Source organism: Parasedimentitalea psychrophila, from assembly GCF_030285785.1.
GTDB classification, from domain to species: domain Bacteria; phylum Pseudomonadota; class Alphaproteobacteria; order Rhodobacterales; family Rhodobacteraceae; genus Parasedimentitalea; species Parasedimentitalea psychrophila.
Window position 1 is genome coordinate 66388 of the sequence record NZ_CP127249.1, and the last position, 25418, is coordinate 91805.

Annotated in this window: 24 protein-coding genes; 10 read left to right on the top strand and 14 right to left on the bottom strand. The window is 57.8% G+C overall.

Features of this window, described 5'->3' with window-relative positions:
• Positions 1–9: 9 nt before the first annotated feature.
• From icmH to QPJ95_RS23890, 4 genes are read left to right on the top strand one after another with little or no spacing between them, the layout of a single operon-like run.
• On the top strand, positions 10–1428 hold the full coding sequence (icmH, locus tag QPJ95_RS23875; protein WP_270919721.1) for a type IVB secretion system protein IcmH/DotU: 1419 nt from the start codon (positions 10–12) through the stop codon (positions 1426–1428).
• Positions 1425–4988 (top strand): type VI secretion system membrane subunit TssM, encoded by a 3564-nt coding sequence (tssM, locus tag QPJ95_RS23880; RefSeq protein ID WP_270919720.1) that lies wholly within the window; start codon positions 1425–1427, stop codon positions 4986–4988. Before icmH ends, tssM begins: the two co-directional genes overlap by 4 nt.
• A gap of 5 nt (positions 4989–4993) precedes the next feature.
• Positions 4994–5674 (top strand): type VI secretion system-associated protein TagF, encoded by a 681-nt coding sequence (gene tagF, locus QPJ95_RS23885; protein ID WP_270919719.1) that lies wholly within the window; start codon positions 4994–4996, stop codon positions 5672–5674.
• Positions 5671–6393, top strand: a complete 723-nt coding sequence (locus QPJ95_RS23890) for a PP2C family protein-serine/threonine phosphatase (protein WP_270919718.1) — start codon at positions 5671–5673, stop codon at positions 6391–6393. Before tagF ends, QPJ95_RS23890 begins: the two co-directional genes overlap by 4 nt.
• A gap of 42 nt (positions 6394–6435) precedes the next feature.
• Here QPJ95_RS23890 and QPJ95_RS23895 read toward each other — a convergent pair whose 3' ends face one another.
• Together QPJ95_RS23895 and QPJ95_RS23900 are read right to left on the bottom strand one after the other, a co-directional pair.
• Entirely contained in the window at positions 6436–8604 is a 2169-nt protein-coding gene (locus QPJ95_RS23895) for a serine/threonine-protein kinase (RefSeq protein WP_270919717.1), read from the bottom strand.
• Between the two features lie 48 nt (positions 8605–8652).
• Complete coding sequence (locus QPJ95_RS23900; protein WP_270919716.1) at positions 8653–9234, bottom strand: OmpA family protein; 582 nt, start codon at positions 9232–9234, stop codon at positions 8653–8655.
• A 181-nt stretch (positions 9235–9415) separates the two neighbouring features.
• On the opposite strand from QPJ95_RS23900, the gene QPJ95_RS23905 reads away from it, so the two are divergent.
• Positions 9416–10249, top strand: coding sequence for a M15 family metallopeptidase (locus QPJ95_RS23905; RefSeq protein ID WP_270919715.1), 834 nt, complete (start codon positions 9416–9418; stop codon positions 10247–10249).
• 5 nt (positions 10250–10254) lie between these two features.
• On the opposite strand, the gene QPJ95_RS23910 is transcribed toward QPJ95_RS23905, so the two are convergent.
• From QPJ95_RS23910 to QPJ95_RS23950, 9 genes are all read right to left on the bottom strand, one after another.
• A complete protein-coding gene (locus QPJ95_RS23910; protein WP_270919714.1) occupies positions 10255–10875 on the bottom strand; it encodes a hypothetical protein in 621 nt (206 codons plus the stop codon).
• A gap of 27 nt (positions 10876–10902) precedes the next feature.
• Complete coding sequence (locus tag QPJ95_RS23915) at positions 10903–12402, bottom strand: caspase family protein (RefSeq protein WP_270919713.1); 1500 nt, start codon at positions 12400–12402, stop codon at positions 10903–10905.
• 163 nt (positions 12403–12565) lie between these two features.
• A complete protein-coding gene (locus tag QPJ95_RS23920; RefSeq protein ID WP_270919712.1) occupies positions 12566–12895 on the bottom strand; it encodes a hypothetical protein in 330 nt (109 codons plus the stop codon).
• Positions 12896–12897: 2 nt separating this feature from the next.
• The gene (locus tag QPJ95_RS23925; protein ID WP_270919711.1) at positions 12898–13284 is read right to left on the bottom strand and encodes a response regulator; all 387 of its coding nucleotides are present in this window, start codon (positions 13282–13284) and stop codon (positions 12898–12900) included.
• Between the two features lie 36 nt (positions 13285–13320).
• On the bottom strand, positions 13321–14181 hold the full coding sequence (locus QPJ95_RS23930) for a CheR family methyltransferase (RefSeq protein WP_270919710.1): 861 nt from the start codon (positions 14179–14181) through the stop codon (positions 13321–13323).
• On the bottom strand, positions 14178–14645 hold the full coding sequence (locus tag QPJ95_RS23935; RefSeq protein ID WP_270919709.1) for a chemotaxis protein CheW: 468 nt from the start codon (positions 14643–14645) through the stop codon (positions 14178–14180). The genes QPJ95_RS23930 and QPJ95_RS23935 overlap by 4 nt, the downstream gene beginning before the upstream one ends.
• A complete protein-coding gene (locus tag QPJ95_RS23940; protein WP_270919708.1) occupies positions 14629–16836 on the bottom strand; it encodes a chemotaxis protein CheA in 2208 nt (735 codons plus the stop codon). The genes QPJ95_RS23935 and QPJ95_RS23940 overlap by 17 nt, the downstream gene beginning before the upstream one ends.
• Before the next feature lies 1 nt (position 16837).
• A complete protein-coding gene (locus QPJ95_RS23945; protein WP_270919707.1) occupies positions 16838–17212 on the bottom strand; it encodes a response regulator in 375 nt (124 codons plus the stop codon).
• Positions 17209–17496, bottom strand: coding sequence for an STAS domain-containing protein (locus QPJ95_RS23950; RefSeq protein WP_270919706.1), 288 nt, complete (start codon positions 17494–17496; stop codon positions 17209–17211). Before QPJ95_RS23950 ends, QPJ95_RS23945 begins: the two co-directional genes overlap by 4 nt.
• 796 nt (positions 17497–18292) lie before the next feature.
• On the opposite strand from QPJ95_RS23950, the gene QPJ95_RS23955 reads away from it, so the two are divergent.
• Together QPJ95_RS23955 and QPJ95_RS23960 are read left to right on the top strand one after the other, a co-directional pair.
• Positions 18293–19237 carry a CheB methylesterase domain-containing protein gene (locus tag QPJ95_RS23955; protein WP_270919762.1) on the top strand — a complete coding sequence of 315 codons (945 nt, stop codon included), beginning with the start codon at positions 18293–18295 and terminating at the stop codon, positions 19235–19237.
• A gap of 25 nt (positions 19238–19262) precedes the next feature.
• Positions 19263–19811, top strand: a complete 549-nt coding sequence (locus tag QPJ95_RS23960; protein ID WP_270919705.1) for a chemotaxis protein CheD — start codon at positions 19263–19265, stop codon at positions 19809–19811.
• A 118-nt stretch (positions 19812–19929) separates the two neighbouring features.
• Here QPJ95_RS23960 and QPJ95_RS23965 read toward each other — a convergent pair whose 3' ends face one another.
• The 3 genes from QPJ95_RS23965 to QPJ95_RS23975 all read right to left on the bottom strand — a co-directional run bounded on the left by QPJ95_RS23965 (position 19930) and on the right by QPJ95_RS23975 (position 22628).
• Positions 19930–21480: a DUF427 domain-containing protein gene (locus QPJ95_RS23965; protein WP_270919704.1), complete on the bottom strand. Its 1551-nt coding sequence runs from the start codon at positions 21478–21480 to the stop codon at positions 19930–19932.
• A gap of 181 nt (positions 21481–21661) precedes the next feature.
• A complete protein-coding gene (locus QPJ95_RS23970; protein WP_270919703.1) occupies positions 21662–22363 on the bottom strand; it encodes a winged helix-turn-helix domain-containing protein in 702 nt (233 codons plus the stop codon).
• Complete coding sequence (locus tag QPJ95_RS23975) at positions 22335–22628, bottom strand: hypothetical protein (RefSeq protein ID WP_270919702.1); 294 nt, start codon at positions 22626–22628, stop codon at positions 22335–22337. The genes QPJ95_RS23970 and QPJ95_RS23975 overlap by 29 nt, the downstream gene beginning before the upstream one ends.
• Before the next feature lie 167 nt (positions 22629–22795).
• Here QPJ95_RS23975 and QPJ95_RS23980 point away from each other — a divergent pair, with 167 nt between their 5' ends.
• From QPJ95_RS23980 to QPJ95_RS23990, 3 genes are all read left to right on the top strand, one after another.
• Positions 22796–23275 carry a hypothetical protein gene (locus QPJ95_RS23980; RefSeq protein ID WP_270919701.1) on the top strand — a complete coding sequence of 160 codons (480 nt, stop codon included), beginning with the start codon at positions 22796–22798 and terminating at the stop codon, positions 23273–23275.
• 142 nt (positions 23276–23417) lie between these two features.
• Positions 23418–24035: a ribonuclease HII gene (locus tag QPJ95_RS23985; RefSeq protein ID WP_270919700.1), complete on the top strand. Its 618-nt coding sequence runs from the start codon at positions 23418–23420 to the stop codon at positions 24033–24035.
• 107 nt (positions 24036–24142) lie between these two features.
• On the top strand, positions 24143–25246 hold the full coding sequence (locus QPJ95_RS23990; RefSeq protein ID WP_270919699.1) for a site-specific DNA-methyltransferase: 1104 nt from the start codon (positions 24143–24145) through the stop codon (positions 25244–25246).
• Positions 25247–25418 lie beyond the last annotated feature (172 nt).

The window sequence follows — 25418 nt, forward strand, 5'->3', positions numbered from 1 at the left end:
GAATAGAACATGGGTGATTACGACGACCCGTTTGCGGAACCGAATGACACCGAAAAGACGGTGATCAGACCAAATCCGGGTGGCCGTCGTCCGGCGACGCCGCAGCCGTTCCAACAACCTGTGGCGCAACCCGAAGCGACCCCAATGGCGACGGGCAGCGATGCGTTTGGGGTGCCGCAGGCCTCGGCTCCTGCCGCAGCGGCACCAGTAAACGCGGGCAAGGCGACCCAGGTCGCAATGACGGGAATGAACCAGCTGACTGCCTGTGCGTCGACGTTGTTTGCCCTGATCAGCCGCATTCGCAACCGCGCCCAGCACATGGACCCGGACAAGTTGCGCCAAAGCGTGGTGGCCGAGGTGCGCGGGTTTGAAAACCGCGCCCTGCAGGCCGGGGTGACGGCGCAGACCGTCAAAATCGCCCGATATGCCATGTGTGCCACGCTGGATGACGTGGTGCTGAACACGCCCTGGGGCGGCCAGTCCAGTTGGGGGTTGCAATCCATGGTCGGCACCTTCCACCGCGAAACGGTTGGCGGCGATCGTTTTTATGACCTGCTGGCGCGGCTTGAAAAAGAGCCGGGCGGCAATATCGACATGCTGGAGTTCCTCTATATGTGCATGTCGCTGGGGTTTGAGGGCCGCTTGCGGATTGAGCAGGGCGGATCTGAGAAACACATGCAGATCCGCGGCGCATTGGCGCGGATTATCCGGGCGCAACGGGGGCCGGTTGAACGGGATCTGGCGCCACATTGGCAAGGTCTGAAAAAACCGTTCAAGGCGCTGTCTGCCTGGCGGTTGGTGTGGATCTCGCTGATTGTCACCGCCGTGTTGCTGGGGCTGCAATTTGTCGGCCTGTCCTGGGCGCTGTCGAACCAGACCGAGCGGGTGGTTGGCCAGCTGTCGATTGTGGATTCCGGCCCCGTGGCCACATTGGAACGCACCGCACCGCCACCACCGCCAGCGCCGCCAGCGCCCGAGGTGATTGACCAGGTGGCCAAGGTCTCGGGGTTTTTGGAACCCGAGATTGCCGAAGGCCTGATCGAGGTTTTCCAAAAGGGCAATACGTTGACCATTCGGGTGGCCGGATCGGGCATGTTCGGGTCGGGATCGGACCGGCTGAAGCCTGAAATTGAATCGCGGATCATCCGGTTGGCGCAGTCACTGAATAGTGAAAAAGGCGCGCTGATCGTGGTCGGGCATTCGGACAATGTGCCGATCCGCTCGTCCCGGTTCCCGTCCAATATGCATCTGTCGCTGGCGCGCGCCAAATCGGTGATGGCTGAAATGGCCAAGGTGCTGGACGACCCAAGTCGGCTGTCGGCCGAAGGCCGTGCCGACAACGAACCCCTGGCCGATAATGGCTCCAAAGACGGTCGGGCCCGCAATCGTCGTATCGAAGTACTGCTGGTGCAGGAGAGTGACACATGATCCGGCGATTTATAATTCCGCTATTCAAATCCATCTATTCGCTGCTGCTGATTTTCGCCGCAGTTCTATCCGCCTGCGTCTGGTTTTTTGGACCGTTTCTGGGTGGCGAGAACTGGCGGCCCTTTGACGGCATGACCGCGCGTATTGTAACGATGTCGCTGATCTGGGTGTTCTTCCTGCTGCTGATTGGTTTCATCTTTTGGCGTCGGCGTCGAAAAGACCGTGAAATGGGCGACGAGATCGCCGAGTCGCTGGACACCGGCGAGGATGATGTTCTGGCCGAAGAAATCGGCGAGCTGCGCGGCAAGTTCAAGCAGGCGATGGTCGAGCTGCGCAAATCCAAGAACGGCCAGCGGCATCTGAATGACCTGCCGTGGTATGTGATGATCGGCCCTCCGGGCGCTGGCAAAACCACGGCGATTGTCAATTCCGGGCTGCAATTTCCATTGGCCGACAAGCTGGGTAAGGCGGCGATTGGCGGTGTCGGCGGCACCCGCAACTGTGATTGGTGGTTCACCAATGATGCGGTGCTGATTGATACGGCGGGCCGCTATACCACGCAGGAAAGTGATGCCGAGGCGGATAATGCGGCCTGGATCGGCTTTCTGGGCCTGCTGAAAAAATACCGCAAGCGCCAGCCGATCAACGGCGCAATCATCGCGATTTCTCTGTCGGATCTGTCGCAGCAGGATGAGATCACCCAAAAGGGCCACGCGCAGGCGGTGCGCAGGCGTCTGTCCGAGCTGCGCGAACGTTTAGGCGTGCGGTTTCCGGTCTATGTGCTGTTCACCAAGGCCGATCTGATTGCCGGCTTTAGCGAGTTTCACGATGCCTTGGGCAAGGAAGAGCGCGAACAGGTCTGGGGATTCACTCTGCCATTGCCCAAGGGCAAGTCAGACGAAGCACCAATTGCCCGCTTTGACGAAGAGTTTGCCCTGTTGCTTGGGCAGTTGAACGCCCAGTTGCTGGAGAAAATGCAGGCGGAGACAGACCATCAGCGCCGGGCGCTGGTTGCGGGGTTCCCGGCCCAGGTGGCCTCGGTTCGCACGGTGGCACGGGAATTCCTGAACGAGGTGTTTCAGGACAATCGCTATGACCAGCGGCAGATGCTGCGCGGGATTTATTTCACATCCGGCACCCAAGAGGGCACTCCGATTGACCGGCTGATGCTGGGCATGGCGCAGACCTTTGGCATTGGTCGTCAGGCGATCGGCACCGGGCAGGGCACCGGGCGGTCGTTTTTCCTGACCCGCCTGTTTGAGAGTGTGATGTTCCCTGAGGCCGGTCTGGTGTCGGCGGACGACAAGGTGGAGCGCCGGTATAGCTGGACCCGGCGCGGTGCCATTACCGCAACGGTCTTGGTTGCGATGGTCACAGGTGGCTTGTGGGTCAGGTCGTACCTCAAGAACACGGTTTTGATCGCCGAGGCCGAGACACAGGTGGCGGCTTATCAGGTTGCGGCAGCGACCCTGCCGCCCAGCCCGATTGGCGACACAGATCTGGTGCCGGTGGTCGCGGCGCTGAACCTGTTGCGGGATTTGCCCGCCAACCCGGTTTTGTCAGACCCCGATCCCGACCGCGAGATGACCTATGGTCTGTATCAGGGCGAGGTGATTGGAACCCAGGCGGCGCAGACCTATCGCGGTGCCTTGAACCAACGCCTGCTGCCGCGCTTGCTGGTGCGGCTGGAAGAACAGATCATTGGCAATATCAACAACCCGGATCTGCTGTACGAGGCGCTAAAGGTCTATCTGATGCTGGGCCTTCAGGGACCGATGAATCAGGATCTGATCAAGGAATGGATGCGGCTTGACTGGGAACATGTCGCCTATCCCGGCGTTGCCCGCGTGCAGTTACGCAGTGACCTGACGGATCATTTGAACGCCCTGCTGTCACAGCCAATGCAGGAAGTTTCGCTGAACGGGCCACTGATTGAGCAGGTGCAGAACATCCTGTCGGAACTGCCGTTGGCGCAACGGGTCTATAACGGTATCGTCAATTCCAACACCGCCACCAGCCTGCCCAAATGGCGCCTGACCGATATTGGCGGGCCTTCGGTAAAGCGGGTGCTGGTGCGCAGTTCGGGCAAGCAGCTGAACGATGGCATCGAGGGTATCTATACCTACGACGGTTTCCACAATGTGTTCCTGCCCGAAGCGGTCAGCGTCGCCGAGCGGGTGCAGCGCGAGAGCTGGGTTCTGGGGCAACGCAGCGAAGAGGATCAAAATAATTCAGTGCTGCTGGCGTTAAGCCGGGATGTGCTGGACCTGTATTACAACGACTTTATCACCCGCTATGACACCATGCTGGGCGATGTGGACATCATCCCGCTGGAATCCCTCAGCCACGCGGTGGAGGTCACCAATGTGCTGTCTGGCCCAACCTCACCGATGGTCAATATCCTGACCGAAGTGTCGCGGGAAACCCAGCTGGCGGTGGATCGCAATGCCGTGGATACCTCGGCGCTGACGGGCGGCGCGTCGCAGGTGGCGGCACTCGAGGCGCGATCGAATCTGTCGATCCAGGGTCAGATCCTGATGGAAGCGCTGATCCAATCCTCGGCCGGGGGCGATGGAGCACCGCCCAAACCGCCCGGATCTTACGTCCAGGACCGGTTCCAGTGGTTGCATAATCTGGTGCAGCGCCCCGAGGGTCAGCCGTCGCAGCTGGATGATCTGATGGTGTCGCTGCAGCTGGTCTATCAAGAGCTGAACAAGATGTCGTTCAGCGGAGTCGCCACTGGCGGCGAGGCCCTGTTGCAGTTCCAGCAATCGGCGTCCCGCGCCGACGGGCCGGTGCAGCGATGGGCGTCGCAAATCTCCACCGGCTCATCCGGGATCACCTCTGAGGGCACCCGCGCCTCGATCAACGCGCGCTGGCAGGCCTCGGTGCTGCCATTCTGCACGCAAGCGCTGGACAATCGCTATCCGTTCAACCGGCGGGCGCGGGCAGATGTGGCCATGGCGGATTTTGCCAAGCTGTTTTCACCCGGCGGCCTGATTGACGGTTTCTTTAATGAAAACCTGGCAAAGTTTGTCGATACCCGCAGTCGCCCCTGGACCTGGAAACGGGTCAATGCCGTGGATCTGGGGATCAGCCCGGCGGTTCTGGTGCAAATGCAATACGCCGCGGAAATCCGTGATGCTTTCTTTGCCGGTGGACCAACGCCAGCGGTGCAATTCCAGATCACTCCCAAGGCGCTGGATCCCAAGGCCAAGAACGTGCTGCTAGAGATTGACGGGGTGCAGGTTGCCTATGGTCACAGATCGGGGCAGCCCAGCCCCGTCGCAGTGACCTGGCCCGGAACGGTCGGACTGGCGCGGATCACCCTGTCACCCAAGAAACGCGACAATGAAAACTCCATGTCGCGTGATGGGCCCTGGGCTTGGTTCCGATTGCTCGATTCAGCCGAGGTGCGACGCACCAATGTGTCCGACCGCCGCCGGGTGAACTTTCGCATCGGCGGACGGCTGGCGCTGTTTGAGCTACAGTCGGGATCTGTGATTAACCCCTTTGCCCTGCCGGCCATGGCAAAGTTCAGCTGCCCTAAGTCGATGTGATCGCGATGGGATTTGGAGCATTTGGAAAAATACCTTCGGTTGGCGACTTCTTTCGCCTGTCACCGCCCGCCGGATTTACTCGGGTATGGGACGAATGGTTGCAGGAGTTGCTGCTGGCCGGGCAGGGTGCGCATGGACCCTATTGGGATGGCTATTACATGACCGCTCCGATCTGGCGGTTCACCCTGTCGCCGGGGCTGGCCGGACCACAAAAGGTGATGGGGGTGCTGATGCCATCGGTGGACCGGGTTGGGCGGCGGTTCCCGCTAACCCTGATGGCGGCGCTGCCAACACCGGGGCCGGCCTCGCTGGATCATCTCTGCGAGAGCAAATTATTTGAGCAGTTGGAGGATGTGGCCCTGACCTGCCTTGAGGATAATATGACACGAGAAAAACTGTCACTGGATCTGGCCGGATGTCTGGTGCCAACGCAGCGGGCTCATGCCCCGGTGCGCGGGGTCGTCGAGGGCTGTATGTTGATGACGGGCGCCAGCAATCCAGCTGCATTGCCCAGCCTGCTGGCCGGCGATCTGCTGGATCGGAAAATACCCGGCGCCAGCCTGTGGACAGCCGTTTTGGACGGGGTGCCCCGGCTGATGGTGTGTCAGGGACTGCCCAGCGGCAATACGGCGCTGGGATTATTTGATCTAGCGGCACCAATCTGGAGCGAGGCACGACCAATATGAGTCAGTTTCAAAACTATCGCTATACCGTGCAAACCCATGTCGGGCTGAAGCGCAAGGTGAATGAAGACACGGTTCTGGCCCTGCCAGAGCAAGATATCTGGTTGGTTGCAGATGGCATGGGCGGCCATCAGGCCGGAGATTTTGCCAGCCGCGCCATTGCCGATACCGTCGCTATGATCCCGCAGGGACTGGACCCGACAGCGCGCATGCACGCGCTGCGTGACGCCATCCAAAGCGCGCATCAGCTGATCCTGGCCGAGGCCGAGGCGCGCGGCGCAGGGGTTATTGGTGCAACCGTTGTGGCGCTGATGTTGGCCAATGGCCATTTTGTCGGGTTATGGGCCGGCGACAGTCGTATCTACCGGCTGCGCAATGGTCTGATTGAAATGCTGACCACCGATCATTCCTCGGTGGCGGAATATGTGCTGGCCGGCCGGATGACCTGGGACGAGGCCGAACAGCACCCGCAGTCCAATGCGATCACCCGGGCTGTCGGCGTCGGCGAGGTGCTGGAACTGGACAAAGTGCGCGGCGAGGCGCAGGCGGGGGATCGGTTTCTGGTCTGTTCAGACGGGCTAACCAAATATGCCACCTTTGCCATGCTGCAGGACATCCTGAGCAACACTCCGATTGAAACCGTGGTTGAACGTCTGGTGCAGGTGGCCTTGGCGGGCGGTGGTGCCGACAATATTTCGGCCATCGTGGTGGACGTGCAGTAAGCCACCGGAGAATTGAAAATTCAGGATTACGGCTGCCCAGAATTAGGGCTGTGCTGTGATCAGGATTTTGCTGTCCAGTGACAGGATCCGCCCGGCATCGGACTCGGCACTGGATCGCAGCGCTTCGGCAAAGCCAACAGCACTTTCCGAGGTGGGCCGCATACCGTCGAACAACGGGGCAGAGGAATGCAGTACCAGGACCTTGCTTTTCCCAAGTGAGCTGTCATCCACCCGAAAGGCAATGCCGCCGCCGGTTGAGGCCGCGTCCAGGCCAAAGGCAACCCGCACCTTTATCTCGCCACTGCGCCCATCACGCAGCGTTGCGACCGCGTTTTCGGGGCGCGAAATATTGGGCAGCAGGTGGAACACATTGCCAGAAACGTCGAGGATCGACACCGTCAAAAACCCCGTTGTCATCTCGGCTGGCAGCACCACATCAATCACCGGGTTCTCGCCGACAAAGAAGCGTCCCGACGGGTTTGGTTCGTTGCGGTCGCCAACGGTAAAAGCCACCGAAGTCGCCCCGGTGGGAGCTCTGGGCAGATGCTGTTCAATCAGACAGAGGCTGGGGTTCAGAACATTCAGATCCAACACCACCCTGCGGTCACCAGCAATGGCTCGCAACTCATCAAACAGGCCAATACGGGTGGAGGTTTCTGCCACCCGGCCAGTCACCGTGATCGGGTCCTGTGGACCATAGCCGCCGATAGATCCTGTCTGCGGTGCGGTCAGTTGTCCACAATCGCTTTTGGTCTGCAAAATTGCACGCACATCGGCTGCCAGCAGGATGGGGGGCATAAATGTGATATCAATTTTGCCGTCCAGCGCCCCCGGCAGGCCAGACTTGAAAACTGTATTTATCCGCGTCAGAACATCCACATCTGACGTGGTGCCGGTCAGTTTGGCTTTGTTGTTGGAGACCACAAACCGCCATTCCTGCAGCGCGCCCAAGGGCTGCAAACTGGCCAGAACGTCCTCTCCCCAACTGTCGGCAATATCGCCGGTTGCCAATGTCAGATCCGCGTCACCAACCAGTGCAGTCAGCGCATCGCGGGTGGATTCCGACGGCATAAAGCCTACCGCCTGAATGTCACCTTGGGGGGGCTTTTCAACGATCAGGGTAAAGGGATTGGCGGGCGGGTAGGCCGGCGCAAGCAGGCCGTCGAACAGACCCGAAACATAGCCGCCAAACCCAACGGCCGCTAGGGCAACGCTGAGTCCGATGGCCAGTATTCGCCCCCGACCCGAACGGGGTTTTGGTGCTTCTGGTTTTTGGGTGTTTGGGTTTGACTTTTTCGCCGGCACCGCAATCACAGTGGCCTCATCAACCATAGCCCTGGCTGCCGCGGTTTCTGGCGCAGGAGCTGACGGGACCTGAGACTGGGACTTGGGATCATCAATATAGGCCAGGACATCACCCGCACTGGCAAGACGCTTGTCCCGGTCAGGCTCGCACATGCGGTCAATCAGCCCCTTCAGCGGTTGCGGCACGCCGGAGGTGTCCAGTGGTTTTTGCTTGTTCTCAACCACCTCCATCGGATTGGCACCCAGATTTGGCGGGGTGCCGCGGAAATTGGCCAGTAACAGGGCGCCTAAGGAATAGATATCGGCGCGGGCATCGGTGTTGCCGCTTAGCTGCTCGGGTGCGGCATAGGAATACTTGCCGGCAAATTCATTGCCGACGATGGTCTGCGCCCCGGGGTTGGTGTCTTTGGCAATGCCAAAATCGATGATCACCGCCTGGGCAGGATCACCGCCACGCAGGATAATATTGTCGGGGCTCAGGTCGCGGTGAACGATATTGCTGGCGTGAGCCGCGCGCAGCCCCTGGGCGACCCGACGGCCGACAATCAGCAGATCCTCGGCGGACATCGGGCCCTGTTTCAGCTTTTTGTCCATCCCCGGACCGTCGATGAAATCCATCAGCAGATAGATCTGACCCTCGGGTGTCCGGTGATTTTCAGAATAGCGCACCACAGCATCATGTCGAATTTCGCGAATATTTTCCTCGCGGGCCATCAGCACGGTGAAATCTTCGTTGCCGGCCAGTTCCTGCTTTAGAACCTTCAGCGCCACCAGGTTGCCGGAAATTTCCGAGCGCGCCTTGTAGACATCCGAAGTGCCGCCGCGACCCAACAGGGTTTCGATGCGATAGGTATTATTCAGCAAGTCACCAGGCTGAAACATATCGCCCGGGCGCGAATCCATCATAGCGCCCTCCTTGGCGCAGGTGCAGCGGCGTGAAGCGCGCGCAAATGCTTAGCCAAGAGCCTGAAATTCAACCCGGCGGTTGATATCGGCGCGGGTATCATCGCCATCAAATGGGGCTGTCTCGCCCATGCCAATTGCCTTGAGCATGGAGTCATCGATACCGCAGGCCGAAATCAAATGACGGCGCACTTCCTGTGCACGCAGCAAAGACAGCCGCTGATTGTAACCTGCAGAGCCGGAGCTGTCGGTATGGCCGATGATCTGAAACACAGTTCCGTCAAGCAATTGCATCGACCGGCACATATTGACCAGTTTTGGTTGCTGATCAGCCCGCAGAGCGGCGCTGTCAAAGTCAAACGAGATCTGCACGTTGATCTGAGCCTGCCGTTCAACCGGCTCATACTCTTCGGCGTCGACGGCTGCGACAGTTGCGGTTTCCTGTGTTGCCGTGTCGGCTGTTGCATCCGCAGCAGCATTGGGCACGATGACCAAGCCGCGTGTCTTTTGCTTTTTAAAGGCCGCGGTGAGTTCTTCGACCGACATTTCTTCGGCGGCTTGCGCAAATACGCTTGGTGCGGTCCCCAGACCGGCGACCAGAAGGCTAACAAATAAAACGTTGAGACGGATCATTACATGCCCCCCCTAATAAGACCAGTTACCGCCTGAGCCTATACCACTGCCATGAACCTGCCAATGGCTTTGACGTATTGGTTGAATATTCTAAAGGTAAGGAATTTCGCCTGACATTCACGAAAAGCTTTACTCAGAGGCCAGAACCAGATGAATTGGCATTGATAATTAAGAGGTTCACATGCGCGTATTACCAGCCATAATCTTAGCCGTTGCCCTGATGATGGTGCCGGGCATCTGGTTTTCCCTGAAATGGGCCTTGTCCGATGAGGGGTTTGAGGGGGCGGCGGTGGATTCCACGGCGCGCATCGAAATTGAAATGCTGCGGCAGCAAATCGAAGACCTGCAGTTGCGTCTGTCTGACCTGAAAAGCGAAGTGGCGCGCCTGCCTATTGGCGGCGCATCGGCGCCGGCAACCGAAGACGCCGATGGCGAACGCGAAATTTGGGCCCAAACCCCCGGTGCCGATTTGGATTATGCTCAGGTGGTGCTGATTGCCGACCGGACCAATGTAAACCAGGGGCTGCAGGTGGCAGGCGGATCCTACCTGTCGGAAAAGCTGGGCCGCCCCCGCGAAGACCTGAACGACAATTGCCAACCGATGACCCACCCGGGGCTGAAGGCAAAGCTGGTCACCGAACAGGTGGGCCCGATCCGGGTCAGCATGTTGCAGCCGGCCATCACCAGCCTGAAGGTGGTTTTCGAGAACATCCGATCCGTTGACCCGGATTTATACCAGCGCATCAATACGGCCGGGGCGCTGTGCGTGCGACGCATCCGCGGCACGCAGAATTCACTTTCGACACATAGTTATGGGCTGGCGGTGGACCTGAACATTGATGGCCAGCTGGACAATTTCACCGATGGCAAAACACAACTCGGCCTGACCATCATTGCTGATTTTTTCAACGATGAGGGCTGGGTTTGGGGCGCCGGGTTCCGGCGTGAGGACAGTATGCATTTTGAAATCAGCCGCCGCCAGCTGGATCAATGGCTGGCCGATGGCAAGTTGTAGATTGCTCAGGACGACCGTAGCAATACTTTGTTGGAGCCCAATGCAGCGGCGATCTGCTGATACTGCACCGCCCGTCCCAATGAGGCTTCGCCAGACCGTAGCAACTGGGTTTCCGCCTCGGCCAGAACCGCCACGGCCTGTGATATGGCGCTGCGCCTCTGGGCTGCTGAAACGGCAGACAAAGGCCGGGTCGAGCGGAAGCTGCCATCGATCGCTTCCATCCGTGCCCTGGGCCTGTCCTGATCCAGATTGTCCTGAGTGATCTGCCTGAGCTGGTCCGCCGTGTCGCGCAGAATGCGCCGCGCCTCGCCATATCGGGCCAGCCCGGACATACTCTTTTCCAAGACCTCTAACCGCTCGGCCAGACAGTCAATCACATAGACATCCGCGACGCCGCAGCGGCCGTGAATAGCGGCCAGCTGCGGTACGATTTCGTCGGGGTTATTCAGCTTGGGCCCATTTTCCCTTTCCAGATCAAAATCACCGGACCGGCCCTCGCTCTCTTCAGAGCTACTATATTCCGGATATACCGGGTTCTCAGGTTCCTCGGTCTGTGCCTGCGCCGATTGGGGCAGGAAAAACACGACAACTGACAGCGATAAAAGCACCACTCGCAATAGGTTCATAATACCATCCAACCTTTTCGTTCTGGTTTACTCTTCAATACCATAGGCGCGCCGAATGCCACGCTGGGTGCCGGGGCCAAAATCCCCGTCGATGGAGCCCTGATAGAAATCATTCTTCTTTAGCATGGTTTGCAGCGCACGTCGGGTTTCCCCGGTGAACATGGTGGGGCGATCGCTGAGCAAGTCCAGCACATCCGCGCTGCCCGAACGCAACGCCTGGTACAAATAATAGGCAGAGTCGTCAGGACCCTTGTTGGCAATCAGCCCATCGTCGATCAACGCCGCAAAATTGAACTGTGCCTGCGGGTGGCGCAGATCAGCGGCACGTTCAAAAAACGTCAAAGCCTTTTGGGGATCGGCTGGCAGACCCAGCCCACCCTGATAATGCAAAAACCCAAGGTCGTTGATTGCATCGGCAAAATCCTGTTCCGCGGCGGCGCGATACAAAGTCAGTGCCCTGGGGTGATCAACCGCCACTCCGGTTCCGCGTTCGTATAGTTTAGCCAGCTCAAACTGCGCCTCGGGAGAGCCGGCATCCGAGGCGGTCTGCAGGAATGCAACCGCGGCCTTTGGGTCAAACCGGCCCTCGTTTGGGTTCAACCGGATATAGGCCAGCCCCAGCATCGAGCGGGTGTCGCCCTGATCTGCCAGGGCCAGCAACTGATCCTCTTGATCGGAGCGCAGCGAGGCCCAGCCATCGATCGGCTCAACTGAGGCGACATCGACCTGGCCTTCTGTCGCGCCGGCCATATAGAAGGGCACCCCGGTCAGAGACCCATAGGTATGGGGTTCCTGCAGGTTGCCGGTCTGCCGCAGCACACTGTCGCGGACCTGCCTGAACATCAGGCTGATCTCCAACCCCGGCTCTGCCATTTTTTCCATCAGGGCAAGGGCATAGGGGCTATTGTTGCCGTTACCATCCAGCGCCACCTGGCCATCACGCGCCGCAAAGGCCACCAATGTGCCCCGGTCCGGGTTCGCGGCCGCCATGCCGCCGCCGCCGCCTCGGGTGCCTTCCGCATCAGCGCTCTCGACGGTGTCATTGGTCAATGCAATGGCATCGCCCAACGGGTTGTTGCGGCAACTGTCCAGAATGACGATGCGCATTGTTCGGGCCCGGTCAACGGCGGCCAGTAAGCGTTTCAGCGACATCGACTGGCGCTGCACATCCAGATTGCTGGTCACGGATGCATCCACCGGGATCAAAAAGTTTTCGCCCTGAACCTCAATCCCATGGCCGGCAAAATAGATCAGCGCCAGGTCAGCCACCTCGGAGCGGAAGGAAAAATCTTCCAACAGCCGCTCAACCTCTGCCACCCCAGCATCTACCGAAAGCGTGACATCAAACCCAATCCGTTCAAGCGTCGCCGCCATGGCAACGGCGTCATTTTTAGTGTTGTCCAAAGCAGGCAGGGTTTGATAGTCGGACATGCCCATAACCAGGGCGATCCGGCGACTGTCAGCCTGAGCCAAGGCCGGGGAGACCGACAAGAGCAAAACACAAATTATCCGAAAAACAGCCGTCATTTCAAAACCTCAATACACCAATTACCGATTGAGGATCAGCCTATCGCGCCCCCCCCCTAAAGAGAAAGGAAAAAACCGTGATCGCTAAGACCACGGTTTGTCGCTGGAGTATCAAATCGCCAAGAGATGCGCCGCCCAACCAGGGCAACAGGGCTCTTTTCGATTATCTGGCGGAAAAAGAGTCGTCTGGGTCGCGCAGACGCTCGCGCAATTTCTGCAAAGTTACCGCTTCGGAGGCCCGCATCAGGTCAGTGTCGCCCCCATCCATCGCCTGCAACCGCAAGCGTTGAAAAAAACCAGCCAGGCCTGCAAGTGTTTGCGCCACCAAGTCAAAATCCTGAAGCGCCTGACGGTCTTTACGTGTCGGCTTGGAATCGCTTTCTAGAATGGTAAACACCACATCTTCAAGCTGTTGTACCTGAGCCTGTAGATGAGACATTTCCCGAGCGGAAACCGCGCAGAGATCAGTCAAAGATTTGCCATTCTGTTCCATGATTACAGGCGTCCCACCACTTGTTCGATTGCCTGCTTCATGGTTGCGACAGTGAACGGCTTGCGGATGATGTTGTTCATCGCCAGACGACGGCCAACTTCGACCACTTCTGGTGTTGGCTTACCGGTCACCAGAATGAACCCAGTGCGCTGTGTGGCGCGATTTTCACGCATACATTTAAGCAGCCCCAACCCATCCATGCCAGGCATGTTATAGTCCGACAACACCAGGTGCACCGGATTGGTGGCGATCTTTTGAAAGGCGGATTGGCCGTTGTTTTCAACCATATAATTCTTGATGCCCAGTTCATCCAGTGTCTGGGTCAGAATTCCACGACTGGTGGACATGTCATCAACAACCATAATGCGCAGAGAGTCTTTGAGGCTCATTTTTTAGTTCCTTGTAGTTTCTTCAGCGCCGATAAATCAGGCAAGAGTACCGGCAGAAGAGTTGATGTAGGTTGTAATCCCCGCAGTTTTCAATTGCGTGGCAGCGGGACCGGACATGCGTTCCGAATGGCCAATGAACAGATAGCCATTTGGGTTCAGCGAAGCCTGAAACGCCGCCCAGACTTTCTGCTGGGTTGGGGTGTCAAAATAGATCGCCACATTGCGGCAGAAAATGGCATCGAACTTGCCGCGGAACGGAAAGGGTTCGATCAGGTTCAGGACACCAAAACTGACCCGTGAACGGATCACTTCTGGCATTTTATTGTCGGCGCCACTGTCGCCCTTGACCCGGTACTCGGCCGGGATCTGCGCCAGTTCATCAGCGGGGTATTGCGCCGCTTGGGCCGTGCGGACAACCACTGGATCAATATCCGTTCCAAGGATCTTGATATCCAGCCGGCCGGCCTCGGGGCAGAGCTTATGCAGCACCATTGCGATGCTATAGGGCTCCTGCCCGTTCGAGCAGCCCGCAGACCACAACCGCACCCGGCCACCACTGCGTGCTTTTTCGATCAGGGGCGGCAGAACGTCATTGCGCAGGGTGTCAAAATGATGCGATTCCCGAAAGAACTGCGTCACGTTTGTGGTCAACAGCGACAATAGTTCGCTGCGCTCCCCCTCGCCACCGGGCGCATCCAGGCTGGCCAGGTATTTATTGAAGTTCTGCACCTTCAGCTTGTTCAACCGCCGCGACAACCGCGAGGATACCAGAGGTTTCTTGTTGCTCGACAGAGCCAGCCCAAAATTCTTGTGGGCAAACTTGGCGATAGCATCAAAATCCTGATCTGACAGGGAAAATTGACCCACTCCGGGATCTATCGAGCTGGCAATACTCACTGTGTCACCTGCTCCCGCGATGAAATCACAGCATTCAGATTGATGATCCGCACCATTTCATCATTCTGGGAAATGATCCCCTGAATAAAGTCCATGGTATTGCGACTGTCCACCTGCGGTGTCTCCTGAATGTCATCCGGATCGATCGAGATGATCTCGGACACCGCTTCAGCCAACAGCCCCACGGGCTTGTCATTGACCGAGACCACGATCACCACATTGCGCTCGCTGGCGGCGGTCTGTTCCAGCCCGAACCGGGCAGACAGATCATAAATCGGGATCACTGCGCCGCGCAGGTTCATCACCCCCAGCACATCCGCAGGGGCATGTGGCAGCACCGTGACAGGCTGCCAGCGGCGGATCTCGCGGATCTGGGTTATCTGCAGGCAGAAGGCCTGACCTGCAACAGTGAAACTGACGAATTCGCTGTGCTCAACGTGTTTGGCTTCAGCTTGCAATTGCATTGTTCATCCTCCGTTCGGTGTCAAAGACGGCTGCCGAGGACGACGCCGTTACGATGCTTTCGGGATCAAGGATCATGGCAATCTTGCCATCCCCAAGAATAGTTGCGGCGGAAACGCCGGGGACATTGCCACAGACGCCATCCAGACTTTTGATCACCACCTGGCGCTGATCATGAATGTCATCGACAGCAAGGGCGCAGCGGTCGCCGTTTTCGGTTTCCACCAGGAGGTAGACACCAGCCGGTTCGCTATGGGAGCTGCTACGCAGTCCAAGACTGCTGGCAACATCACAAATCGGAACAAAACTGCCGCGAATGGACAACAGGGTGCCATCAGCGCCGAGATTATTGATCATGTCGTCATTGCCGCGCATGGTTTCGACAATGGCGGTGATCGGGACCACCATGGTGTGACCGGCGACCGATACCACCATGCCGTCCATAACGGCCAGCGTCAGCGGCAGGATGATCGAGAACACCGATCCCTCACCCGGGGTCGACGAGATATTAACCCGACCGCCAAGCGCCCCAACTGCGTTTTTCACCACATCCATGCCAACACCCCGACCCGACAGGTTGGAGATTTCAGTGGCGGTGGAGAAACCCGGCAGGAACAGCAGATTGTCGATTTCACCGTCGTTCAGTTCGGCATTTTCCGGGATCAACCCCTTGTCGATGGCGATTTGTCGGATTTTTTTGCGGTTCAACCCAGCGCCGTCATCCTTGACCTCGATACAGACCGAGCCCGACCGATGCGCCGCCGTCAACCGGATTTCGCCGATTTTCCCCTTGCCTGCAGCGACCCTGACTTCCGGTTTTTCGATGCCGTGATCAACAGCATTTCGCAGGATATGCGTCAAGGGATCGGCCAGGCGTTCGATCACCGTTTTGTCGACCTCGGTGGTCTCGCCAATGGTGATCAGTTTTGCCGTTTTGCCGGTCGCGGCCGAAGCCTCGCGGACAATACGTGCCATCCGCTGAAACAGTGGTTTCACTGGCTGTGCGCGGATCGCCATGACACCTTCCTGAATGTCACGGGCCAGGTTTTTGAACCCTTCCAGTTCCGTCTCGACATCGCGGGTATCCGTGACATCCAGGTTGGCAATTTGCTGTGCAAGCATGGAGTGGTTGATGATCAACTCCCCCACCGCGTTGATCAGGCGGTCCACACGGTCAAGCTCAACCCGCAGGGTTGGTTTTGGTCCACTTGATTTTGCGGTTTCCTTTTTGGCTTCGGCAGTTTTTTCAGCGGCCCTTTCATGTTCGGCATCCGGCTCCATATCGGCGGCAGCCTCAGCCTCAACAGGGGCCTCAACAGAGGCCGGTGCGGGGGCCGGGGTCTCGTTGGCTTCAGGCGTCGGCTTCTCTAAGGGGAGCGCCACAGCACTTTCTTCTTCTGCCGGAGCCAGGCCAAAAGCCGCGTTCAAGGCCGCCAGGGCATCCGCGTCATCTTCGTCTTCCCCTTCAGAGCTGATCGACAGCTCACACAGGCCTTCGACAAATTCAAAGACCGCTTCGATCGCAGAGCGGGATTCGCTGGTCACCAGTGTCAGCTCCCAGGATAGATAGCTTTCGCCATCTTCCATCGCCTCAAATCCGGGAAGTTCGCTATCGTCCAGCCGCACCGAGAGAGCCCCCAGATCAGACAGCGCCTGAAACAGGAAATAGGGCTCGTTGCCAGTATCGAACATTTCTTTGAGCGGATGAAAGCGAATGTCGTACCGGGCCTCCTGAACCTCAGCAAGCGGCGCAAGGGGCGTTGGGTCAAACGCCGCCCCGACCCCCATGGGTTCAAAGACCAGCTCTTCTTCTTCGTCGTCAATATATTCGCCCAGGGCCGAAATCAGCACATCGTGATGCGCCTGATCGACCTCACCGCCATCGCGTGCACAGGTCACCAGATCAGACAGGTGATCACTGGCCCGGAACAATAGCTGGATCAGCTTTTCGTCCAGTTCCAGTTTGTTGGAACGTACATCGTCAAAAACAGTTTCGAAGTTGTGCGCAAAGGCCACCAGATCGTCCAGGCCAAACGCACCCGCGCCGCCCTTGATGGAATGCACAGCTCGAAATACCGCGTTGACGGTTTCAGGGTCCTGATCGCCTTCTTCGATGGCAGCCAGCCCCGCATCCATTGCTTCCAGGAGTTCTTCGCACTCCTCAAAGAATGTATCCAAGATTGAACCAGTCATTTTATGCAACCGCCCCTGTAACACGCTTAAGTGCAAAGATCAGAGAGTCGTCGTCAAACGGCTTGGTGATCCAGCCAGTGGCACCGGCAGAGCGCGCCCGCGCCTTCAGATCAGCAGAACTCTCGGTGGTCAGCACCAGGATCGGAACCTTGGAGTTGATGTCCTCTCCGCGCAGCTCCTCGATCACGCCGAACCCATCCAGGTTAGGCATGTTGATATCAGTGATCACCACATCCGGGGCAATATCTGGATAAATATCCACCCCTTCGCGACCGTCTACGGCGCTGTGATACTCAAACCCGGCCTCTTCCAAGCAGGCTGCAAGTAAATTCCGAATAGTGCGGGAATCATCTATCGCAAGAACTTTGGTTTTCATGCTGTGTCCTTATCTTCAAATCGGTTTGCATCGACCCCCATGAGGGATAGAGCCCGGCGGCAGCCTTCAGTGATATTGGTGACCGAGAATTCTAATCCCTCGGATCGCCATTGTTGTTCCGCCCCAAGCAATAATTGCAGGCAACGAGACGGCAGCATTGCTACCTTGCTGCAATCAACCTCGATCGGTTGTGATCCGGCCCCATCTAGGAACGAGATCAGCGGTGTCAGCTCAGAAAATGCATTTGGCAAATCCAAAACATGTATTTGTGGTTTGGTCGTCATATTCAGCGATTCGCACCCCCGTTGTAGGCGACGTGTTGGACTTCGATGCAGAAGACATATGCGGCGGGCCTTAATAATTTATTGCCGGAGACCGCCAGTTTCGGAAAATCACCGGGGCTCTTGGAGCGACAATTTACCCTTTATTTTATGAGAATTTCTAATGCATCGCGGCAACCTGCGTTCAGGGGCGATCAGGTCGCGGCATCGGCGACCAAGCCCCACCTTATACTCTATAGCTGCGCTTTCAGCGAACTCGATTAAGGGTTTCGGCAACAATATGGCGTCAACCAGCGGCAGCTTCGGCCTAAATGAATTCCAAAAAATGGAAAAATATCCGGTTTGTAAGGTTCAAATTAACCCTCGATGGACCATCAAGAGCATCAGTGCAAATACGGCACTCTAGGTCACGTTCTTTTGGGAGGATAAAATGAAATCAATCAGATCTCTCCAGTGGACGCTCAGACTGTCCAAACGGGTGTCTCAATTCATTTTCGATGGTGGTAGCCGGTATTTTCGACCGAGCAGCACATTGCCCAGACTAAGCCAGCGCTTCGGCGGACAGCCCCGGGCAATAGCAAAGGCGATCCCTGGCCCGGTTGATGTCTGGTGGGGTTTTTAGCCCTAGGCGGGCCTTGCTGCCAACAATCTGGGAATGACCCAGATTGGCAGGCGGCTCCCGCTCCTTGAAACTGGTTGATGTTCAACCACGCAATAACGAATGGGTAAAATATTGTCTTCCTTAAGCGTTCTGATCGTCACTTTGGACCGGGGATTTGCCCGGTCACTGCAAAGTCATATGGAATCTGCCTACCCCGGCATTCAAGTTCTTTTGGCCAACAACCTGATGACGGCCTACAATCAAGCCGAAGCAGTGCAGCCAACCTTTGCTTTCGTCGAAGATGGGTTCACCAAATTACCGGAATTTGAAATGATGATGGCGATGTTTTCGGCGCTGGACACCCGGTGGGTGTCAGTGATGGACAGCCATTCAGCTGCGCCCGCCCGGAAATCGAACCCACTGCTGGACCGCGGCTCCGGTATTTTTGAGCTCAGTAAATCCGACCATCCGGTTCAGTTCGTGCAGTATTTCGACATGATGGTAAAGGCGCCCCGCCGCGGTGAAGCCACCAGCCGTGCTTCGTCAAATGGCGGCGCATCTGCCGCAACCAACACAACGGATAAGATTATTCTGATCGGATCGTCCACTGGCGGAGTTGAGGCTCTGCGCAGCCTGTTGGTCGGCTTTCCCGCCAACTGCCCACCGACGGTGATTGTTCAGCACACAGGCAAAAATTTCGGAGCTGGCCTGGTGGCCCTGCTGAACCGCATCTGCGCCGCATCCGTGGTCGGGGCCGAGGACAGTATCCAGCTGAAACCAGGCACCGTACATATTGCAGCGGGTCAATCCCAGCACCTGGGTCTGACGCCGCGCAAACCGCATCGCACCCGCCTGAAAGACGGCCCCGCAATCTCTGGTCACACGCCATCAGTGGATGCCCTTTTCAGCTCGGCAGTGCCCTTTGCCAAGAATGTTGTTGCAACAATCTTAACAGGTATGGGGCAAGATGGCGCCAAGGGCCTGCTGGAGTTGCGCAAGGCCGGGGCAACCACATTTGCCCAAGACGAACAAAGCTCCGTTGTTTACGGCATGCCGCGCGTGGCCTGGCAGAACGGCGCGGCACAAAAACAGGTGTCATTGGCGCGTATGGCCGGGACACTTCTACAAGCCTGCAAGGCTTGATAACAAACATGGGAAGGAAGCGGCTTTGAGCTCTGTATTTGCAAACACGTCTTCGGTTACAGTCCTGCAGGGTGAATATCGTGTATCCAATAGTCCGTCGGTGATGTTCACCACGGTTCTGGGATCCTGTATTTCCGCCTGTCTGTACGACGCGGAAAGTGGCATTGGCGGCATGAATCATTTTCTGCTGCCCAGTACCAATGCCGACAATGGCAAGAACGCCCGCTATGGGGTCCATGCGATGGAATTGCTTATCAACGGGGTGCTGAAAAAGGGGGCCATCCGAAGCCGGTTAAGGGCCAAGGTGTTTGGCGGCGCCAAAATGTCTGTCAACCTGTCTGACATTGGTCTCTCAAACGCCGATTTTGTGCAGCGTTTTCTGCGTGACGAAGGGATCTCTTGCGTGTCGTCCAGTATTGGCGGCACCTCGGCACGGCGGGTCCGGTTTCATCCGGTGACGGGCAATGCCCAGCAGACGCGGGTTGCCAATGACCGCCGTCTTGGCGAACAGGAACGTGCAGCAGCAAAACCAGCCCCGACCAAAGAAGACGTCGGCGCAGTTATGCTGTTCTGATCCTGTTGGATTGATGACATATTGGGTTGCCGTGTCTGACAGCACGGCAACCCAGTGGTGGCTCAGCTGCGCAAAAACTCACGGCAAAATCCACCACGACCGGCCGTATGCGTCCCATTTACGGCACTGAAACGGCGAAACTTTCCACTGGTTTGGACACATTGTGCAAGGCCACCGCCCCCAAGGACAAAGCCGGTGATCCCGCCGCAAGAATATCTTGGCTCACCACGATGGGATGGCCGCGTGACTTGCCATAGTCACCCAACCGGGCGGCGATATTGGCCGCCTGACCAATCACCGTGAAATCCAACCGTTCCTGCGACCCGACATTGCCATAGGTGACACCGCCGTATGCGATGCCTATCGCACATTCAGAGCGATGACCGCCCTCCTCCAGCGCGATGTCAGCCAACTGGGCCACAATGACACGGGCTGACTTCAGCGCCTGCGCACGGGCCGCCTCCGGATCTCCATCAGCGGGAAACACCGCCAGCACCGCATCGCCAATGAATTTCAATACTTCGCCACCGTGATCATGAATAATCGTCGAGGTGGTCTCAAAAAATTGATTGAGAACCTTGATATAGGCCACACGGCCCAGTTTCTCTTCAAGCAGGGTTGATCCGCGCAGATCACAGAACATGATGGCGGCATCAATGTCATCGCCGTCCCCCCGGTGGATCTCACCGCCGAGCACCCGGGCGCCTGATCGTTTGCCGACATAGGTTTCCAGCAACGACTGGGCATTTTCGCGTTGCATAAAGACCTCATAGTACCGCCCTATCACCGCCGAACACTCAAAAATAAGCCCCAGATTGGCGGTGGAAAAGCCGGTGGGATGATCGCTGGTCAGGGTCAGCACATTGATACTGCCGTCCGAGAACCGCAGTGGCATCGCGACATAGTCTGTCGCTCCTTCTTTTTTCAGATCCTCAAGGATCGGGAAGGCATCGGTGGGATGGTTGCCGCTGAGCCGGTGCCGCACTCCGCCCATCCCATTGGAGACATGTCGCAGCGGGCTGTTTTGATAGGCCGGATGATCGTGGATCTCGTAAGACGGCGCAAAGGTATTGACCTCGCCGCTGTCTTTCTTCCAGACAAAATTCTTGCCCGCAATCATCGGATGCAAAGACCAGACCATCACCGCCATACGCGACAGAAACACCCCCTGATCCCGTAACTTTTCAGCCAGGGCCGCGGTGAACTGTTCCGGTGTCGGCAGCGCCGCCGCCTCAAGCAGCAGCCAGTCAATCACCGGCCCCGAGATATTGCCGTCATTGCGCGTCAGGATTTCGTTGTCGCCAAGATCCACCTCGGTAAAGGCATTGGGCATAAAGCCAATATGCCCGCTGATGGCCGCAGCCTCCTGCTGGGCCTCTTGATAGGTCCAGGCGGCATTTGTGACCGAGCTACCGGGTAGAATCAGATCGCGGTAAGTCGCGGTGCCCTTGAACGGGCAGAAAGTCTGCAGCTCGGTCCGCCTGGACAGATCAGCACACACATCCTCCGGAGGAAAATAAAGGGTCGGCGGCAGGCGGGTTTCATACATCACCTTGGCCTGATCACTTTGCGCCAGCAGAACCCCATTGTGTCGCAGGCTCACGGTACCGTGAAGTTGCTCAATCAGGATGGAATAGCCATCCGGTTCCGGCTTTACCTGTACATTCATTGGCCCGGCCCTCTCGTCAGCTCTTTGCAATGACTATGTGGGGTGCGCCAGATTGAATTCCAGAGCCAGCACCCGTTATTGATGTGATGTGACAGCCGCCACCAAGCGGCCATTTTCTTTTTGCCTGAAATACTCAGCCACAACGGCCCCATGCGCGGAGGGTTTGAGACATCCAGGCGGATCAGATCATCCGGATCACATCTTTGCTGATGGCCAGCACATAACCCCGTTTGGCAATGTTCTTGACCAGCAACTCACTGATCATCTGATTGCCCAGGGTGTCGCGCAACCGTTTTATGCGGGTGGCACCCGCCGCTTCATCACAGTCTGTGGCATCGCGACCGGAAATCACCCCCTCGATCTCGGCCCCCGACATGACGTCGCCGTCCAGCCGGGCCTCGGCCAGAACCGACAGCGTCTCTATTGCCGCCGGAGTCAGGCGGAACCCCATATTGTTCAGATACACAGTATTTTCCTCGCGGCTGATCAACAGTTCAGTGACCTGAATGCCGGCCCGTTCAATCTGCGCCATTCGCCGGTTCAGCAACACCAGCATCGACAATACCACCAGCGCCGCCACCATCATTGCGGTGGCAAACACCAACAGCACAAAAATCACCATGCGGTAGCTGCTTAGGGTGTCGGCAAATGCGGTGCCGGACTGGGCCAGAATCTCCAGCAATTTGATTTCAACCTGGGTGGTCAGATCATTTTCCACAAACAACTGTTCAACCCGCGCGTTAAAGGCGTTGGCGTCAGGCAGGGTCAGCAGCAGCAGGGTACCGGCCGCAATCAGCAGCGCGACAATGGCTATTATGCCAAATGTGATGACCCGGCTGCCGGCGCTGCGGGCTTCAGAAACGGAGATAGTAGGATCCGGCATCGGGCTTCCTTTGTTGCAGTCCTTCGGGGCCAAAGACCGAGATGACATTCAGCAGGGTCCAGCCCTGCGGCGCGATGCGATTGCGGATCTCAGCCCTAGCGGCCGCCTTTTGGCAGGCACCGGACAATTGCACGACACCATAGTGCAGCCGCAGCGGGTTGTCCTGTTTGGCCTTGTAATCGGCATAGCAATCCGCCGCTAGGGCAGGGGTGGTCAGCCCCAGAAAGGCGGCAATCAGGGCGGGTTTCCAAAGAAGATGTTTCATGCGGCTCACCTTGGCCAAAGACGCGGTGATATTCAATAACCACAGGAGATTGCAGCGGTTGATATACGATAACACTGGGCTGATATTGCCTGTCTGACAGCGTCAAAGCCAGGATGGGACAGAGCGGCCAAGTGCCGATCATGACACCCAATTGGAAAGGTCCTCTCATGCCATCTGCCACCCGCCCCAACCCGCAGCGCAAATTCATTGCCTTTATCCTTGCCGCCTCGATCGCCATCACCGGATTTTCCGCCGCCCCAGCCCGCGCCGGTGATGATGTGGCCAAACTGCTGGCCGGACTGGCCGTTCTGGGGATCCTTGGCGTCGCCATCAACAAGGACCGCCATCAACGCGGCACAGTCAGCCGCCGGGTGGTCGAGCCTGCAGTTGTGCCAGTGTATCAGCGGCCACGCCCCTTGCCGCCGCGTGTGACGCGCTATGACCTGCCCGAAAAATGCCTGCGATATTTCCCGGCCTTCCGGGATGGGCGCGCTCTGCTGGGTCAGAAATGCCTGCGCAACAACTACCGCCATGTAAAGGCGCTGCCGAAACAATGCCGGGTCACCTTCGGGAAAGGCCGCCGCAACAAGAGCGCCTACAAGCCGCGCTGCCTGCGCCGCAATGGCTATCGCATCGTCCGGCGCTAACCCCGCGCCCCTCTGCACGGCCCTGTTTCGCCCGGCGGCAACGTCGGGCTGCATCTTTTTTGGGCTCAGGCCCAGCGGACAGACTGCGGGCAGACTATAGAATTCTCTTGAAGCGGCGTCGGAAATTGGCTTTGACGGACCTATGGAACAGCCAGATTACAGCCTTGAGAGTGCCGCGCGGCAGCGTGGATTTATGCGGATTGCCGGAGTGGACGAGGTCGGCCGGGGCCCTTTGGCCGGCCCGGTCACCGCTGCGGCGGTGATCCTTGACCCCGCCAACATCCCAAATGGGTTGAACGACTCCAAAAAGCTAAGCGCCAAAAAGCGCCAAGCCGTCGAACAGCAGATTTTTGACCGGGCAGAGGTGGCAATTGCCCATGCTTCGGTTGAAGAGATCGACGAAATCAACATCCTGCGCGCCTCGCATCTGGCGATGGAGCGGGCGGTGGCAATGCTGGACCCAGCCCCGGACTATCTGTTGATTGACGGTAATTTGATCCCCCGCGGACTGCAGTTGCCGTCGGAAGCGGTGATCAAAGGCGACGGCAAATCAGTGTCGATTGCAGCCGCTTCGATCGTCGCAAAACTGTGTCGCGACCGGTTAATGGTGGATTTGGCGCAACAGTTCCCAGGCTATGGTTGGGAGAGCAACGCCGGCTACCCGTCTAAGCAGCATAAAGACGCCCTACAAGTTTTGGGGGTGACACAACATCACCGGCGTTCCTTTAAGCCGGTACACCAGATGTTGTATCAAGATTAAAGGGCAGCTAATTGTTTTAAAAAAGAAATTGACCTCGAATCCCAGATGACTCATCCTGTGGATAACCGAATGAGCGTAAAAATACGCCGTGGTATCGAGGCAGAGACATGAACAAAACAATGGTAAAGAGCGCAGCTGCGCTCCCTTTAAACACGATTCTTGGTGGCGACTGCATCGAAGTGATGAACAGTCTGCCTGCGGAGTCCGTCGATCTGATCTTTGCGGACCCGCCCTACAACCTGCAGCTCAAGGGTCAGCTGCACCGTCCCGACAACAGCAAGGTCGATGCGGTCGATGACCATTGGGACCAGTTTTCCAGCTTTGCCGCCTATGACAAATTCACCAAAGTCTGGCTGAAAGCGGCCCGTCGCCTGTTGAAACCCAATGGCGCGATCTGGGTGATCGGCTCCTATCACAACATCTTCCGGGTTGGCTCGGCGCTGCAGGACCAGGGCTACTGGATCCTGAACGATGTGGTCTGGCGCAAGTCGAACCCGATGCCCAATTTCCGTGGCAAGCGGTTCACCAACGCACATGAAACAATGATCTGGGCCTCAAAGGCCGAGGGCGGCAAATACACCTTCAACTACGAGGCGCTGAAGGCGCTGAACGAAGGCATCCAGATGCGCAGCGACTGGGTGCTGCCGATCTGCACCGGTCATGAGCGTATCAAAGATGAAACCGGCGCCAAGGCGCATCCGACACAAAAACCCGAAAGCCTGCTGCACCGGATCATGGTGGGCTCGACCAACCCTGGCGATGTTGTGCTGGATCCGTTCTTCGGCACCGGCACCACCGGCGCCGTGGCCAAGATGCTGGGCCGTGAATTCATCGGTATCGAGCGCGAAGACGCCTACCGCGAAGTGGCCGAGGCGCGGATCGCATCGGTGCGCAAATTCGACCGCGACGCGCTGCAGGTATCGACCTCCAAGCGGGCCGAACCACGGGTGCCCTTTGGCCAGTTGGTCGAACGCGGCATGCTGCGTCCGGGCGAACAGCTGCTGAGCATGAATGGCCGCCACAAGGCCAAGGTGCGGGCAGATGGCACCCTGATCGGCGATGACGTCAAAGGATCGATTCATCAGGTTGGCGCCAAGCTGGAAAACGCACCTTCGTGCAACGGCTGGACCTACTGGTGTTTCAAGCGCGACGGAAAGATGGTGCCGATTGACGTGCTGCGCCAGCAGATCCGCGCCGAGATGCAGGCCTGACCTCACCGAACACTTAACAACTCAGCCACACTGCCGGTGCGCGTGATCAGTCACGCGGCACCACACCTTGCCCCGCCTTATAGGCGGGGTTTTTTGGATTTAGGCGCTGGCACAGCAGGGTTCTTTTTGATCTACTGAGGCGATATCCTGGCTCTGCCACGAAGGAACAGAT

Excerpts from the sequence above, each read along its gene's own strand:
- tssM (WP_270919720.1), top strand. The coding sequence starts at position 1,425 with ATGATCCGGCGATTTATAATTCCGCTATTCAAATCCATCTATTCGCTG.
- QPJ95_RS23900 (WP_270919716.1), bottom strand. The coding sequence starts at position 9,234 with ATGATCCGTCTCAACGTTTTATTTGTTAGCCTTCTGGTCGCCGGTCTG.
- QPJ95_RS23920 (WP_270919712.1), bottom strand. The coding sequence starts at position 12,895 with ATGGAACAGAATGGCAAATCTTTGACTGATCTCTGCGCGGTTTCCGCT.
- QPJ95_RS23980 (WP_270919701.1), top strand. The coding sequence starts at position 22,796 with ATGCCATCTGCCACCCGCCCCAACCCGCAGCGCAAATTCATTGCCTTT.
- icmH (WP_270919721.1), top strand. The coding sequence starts at position 10 with ATGGGTGATTACGACGACCCGTTTGCGGAACCGAATGACACCGAAAAG.
- QPJ95_RS23925 (WP_270919711.1), bottom strand. The coding sequence starts at position 13,284 with ATGAGCCTCAAAGACTCTCTGCGCATTATGGTTGTTGATGACATGTCC.
- QPJ95_RS23985 (WP_270919700.1), top strand. The coding sequence starts at position 23,418 with ATGGAACAGCCAGATTACAGCCTTGAGAGTGCCGCGCGGCAGCGTGGA.
- QPJ95_RS23945 (WP_270919707.1), bottom strand. The coding sequence starts at position 17,212 with ATGAAAACCAAAGTTCTTGCGATAGATGATTCCCGCACTATTCGGAAT.
- QPJ95_RS23895 (WP_270919717.1), bottom strand. The coding sequence starts at position 8,604 with ATGATGGATTCGCGCCCGGGCGATATGTTTCAGCCTGGTGACTTGCTG.
- QPJ95_RS23965 (WP_270919704.1), bottom strand. The coding sequence starts at position 21,480 with ATGAATGTACAGGTAAAGCCGGAACCGGATGGCTATTCCATCCTGATT.
- QPJ95_RS23955 (WP_270919762.1), top strand. The coding sequence starts at position 18,293 with ATGGAATCTGCCTACCCCGGCATTCAAGTTCTTTTGGCCAACAACCTG.
- QPJ95_RS23970 (WP_270919703.1), bottom strand. The coding sequence starts at position 22,363 with ATGCCGGATCCTACTATCTCCGTTTCTGAAGCCCGCAGCGCCGGCAGC.
- QPJ95_RS23905 (WP_270919715.1), top strand. The coding sequence starts at position 9,416 with ATGCGCGTATTACCAGCCATAATCTTAGCCGTTGCCCTGATGATGGTG.
- QPJ95_RS23910 (WP_270919714.1), bottom strand. The coding sequence starts at position 10,875 with ATGAACCTATTGCGAGTGGTGCTTTTATCGCTGTCAGTTGTCGTGTTT.
- tagF (WP_270919719.1), top strand. The coding sequence starts at position 4,994 with ATGGGATTTGGAGCATTTGGAAAAATACCTTCGGTTGGCGACTTCTTT.
- QPJ95_RS23890 (WP_270919718.1), top strand. The coding sequence starts at position 5,671 with ATGAGTCAGTTTCAAAACTATCGCTATACCGTGCAAACCCATGTCGGG.
- QPJ95_RS23975 (WP_270919702.1), bottom strand. The coding sequence starts at position 22,628 with ATGAAACATCTTCTTTGGAAACCCGCCCTGATTGCCGCCTTTCTGGGG.
- QPJ95_RS23935 (WP_270919709.1), bottom strand. The coding sequence starts at position 14,645 with ATGCAATTGCAAGCTGAAGCCAAACACGTTGAGCACAGCGAATTCGTC.
- QPJ95_RS23950 (WP_270919706.1), bottom strand. The coding sequence starts at position 17,496 with ATGACGACCAAACCACAAATACATGTTTTGGATTTGCCAAATGCATTT.
- QPJ95_RS23940 (WP_270919708.1), bottom strand. The coding sequence starts at position 16,836 with ATGACTGGTTCAATCTTGGATACATTCTTTGAGGAGTGCGAAGAACTC.
- QPJ95_RS23915 (WP_270919713.1), bottom strand. The coding sequence starts at position 12,402 with ATGACGGCTGTTTTTCGGATAATTTGTGTTTTGCTCTTGTCGGTCTCC.
- QPJ95_RS23990 (WP_270919699.1), top strand. The coding sequence starts at position 24,143 with ATGAACAAAACAATGGTAAAGAGCGCAGCTGCGCTCCCTTTAAACACG.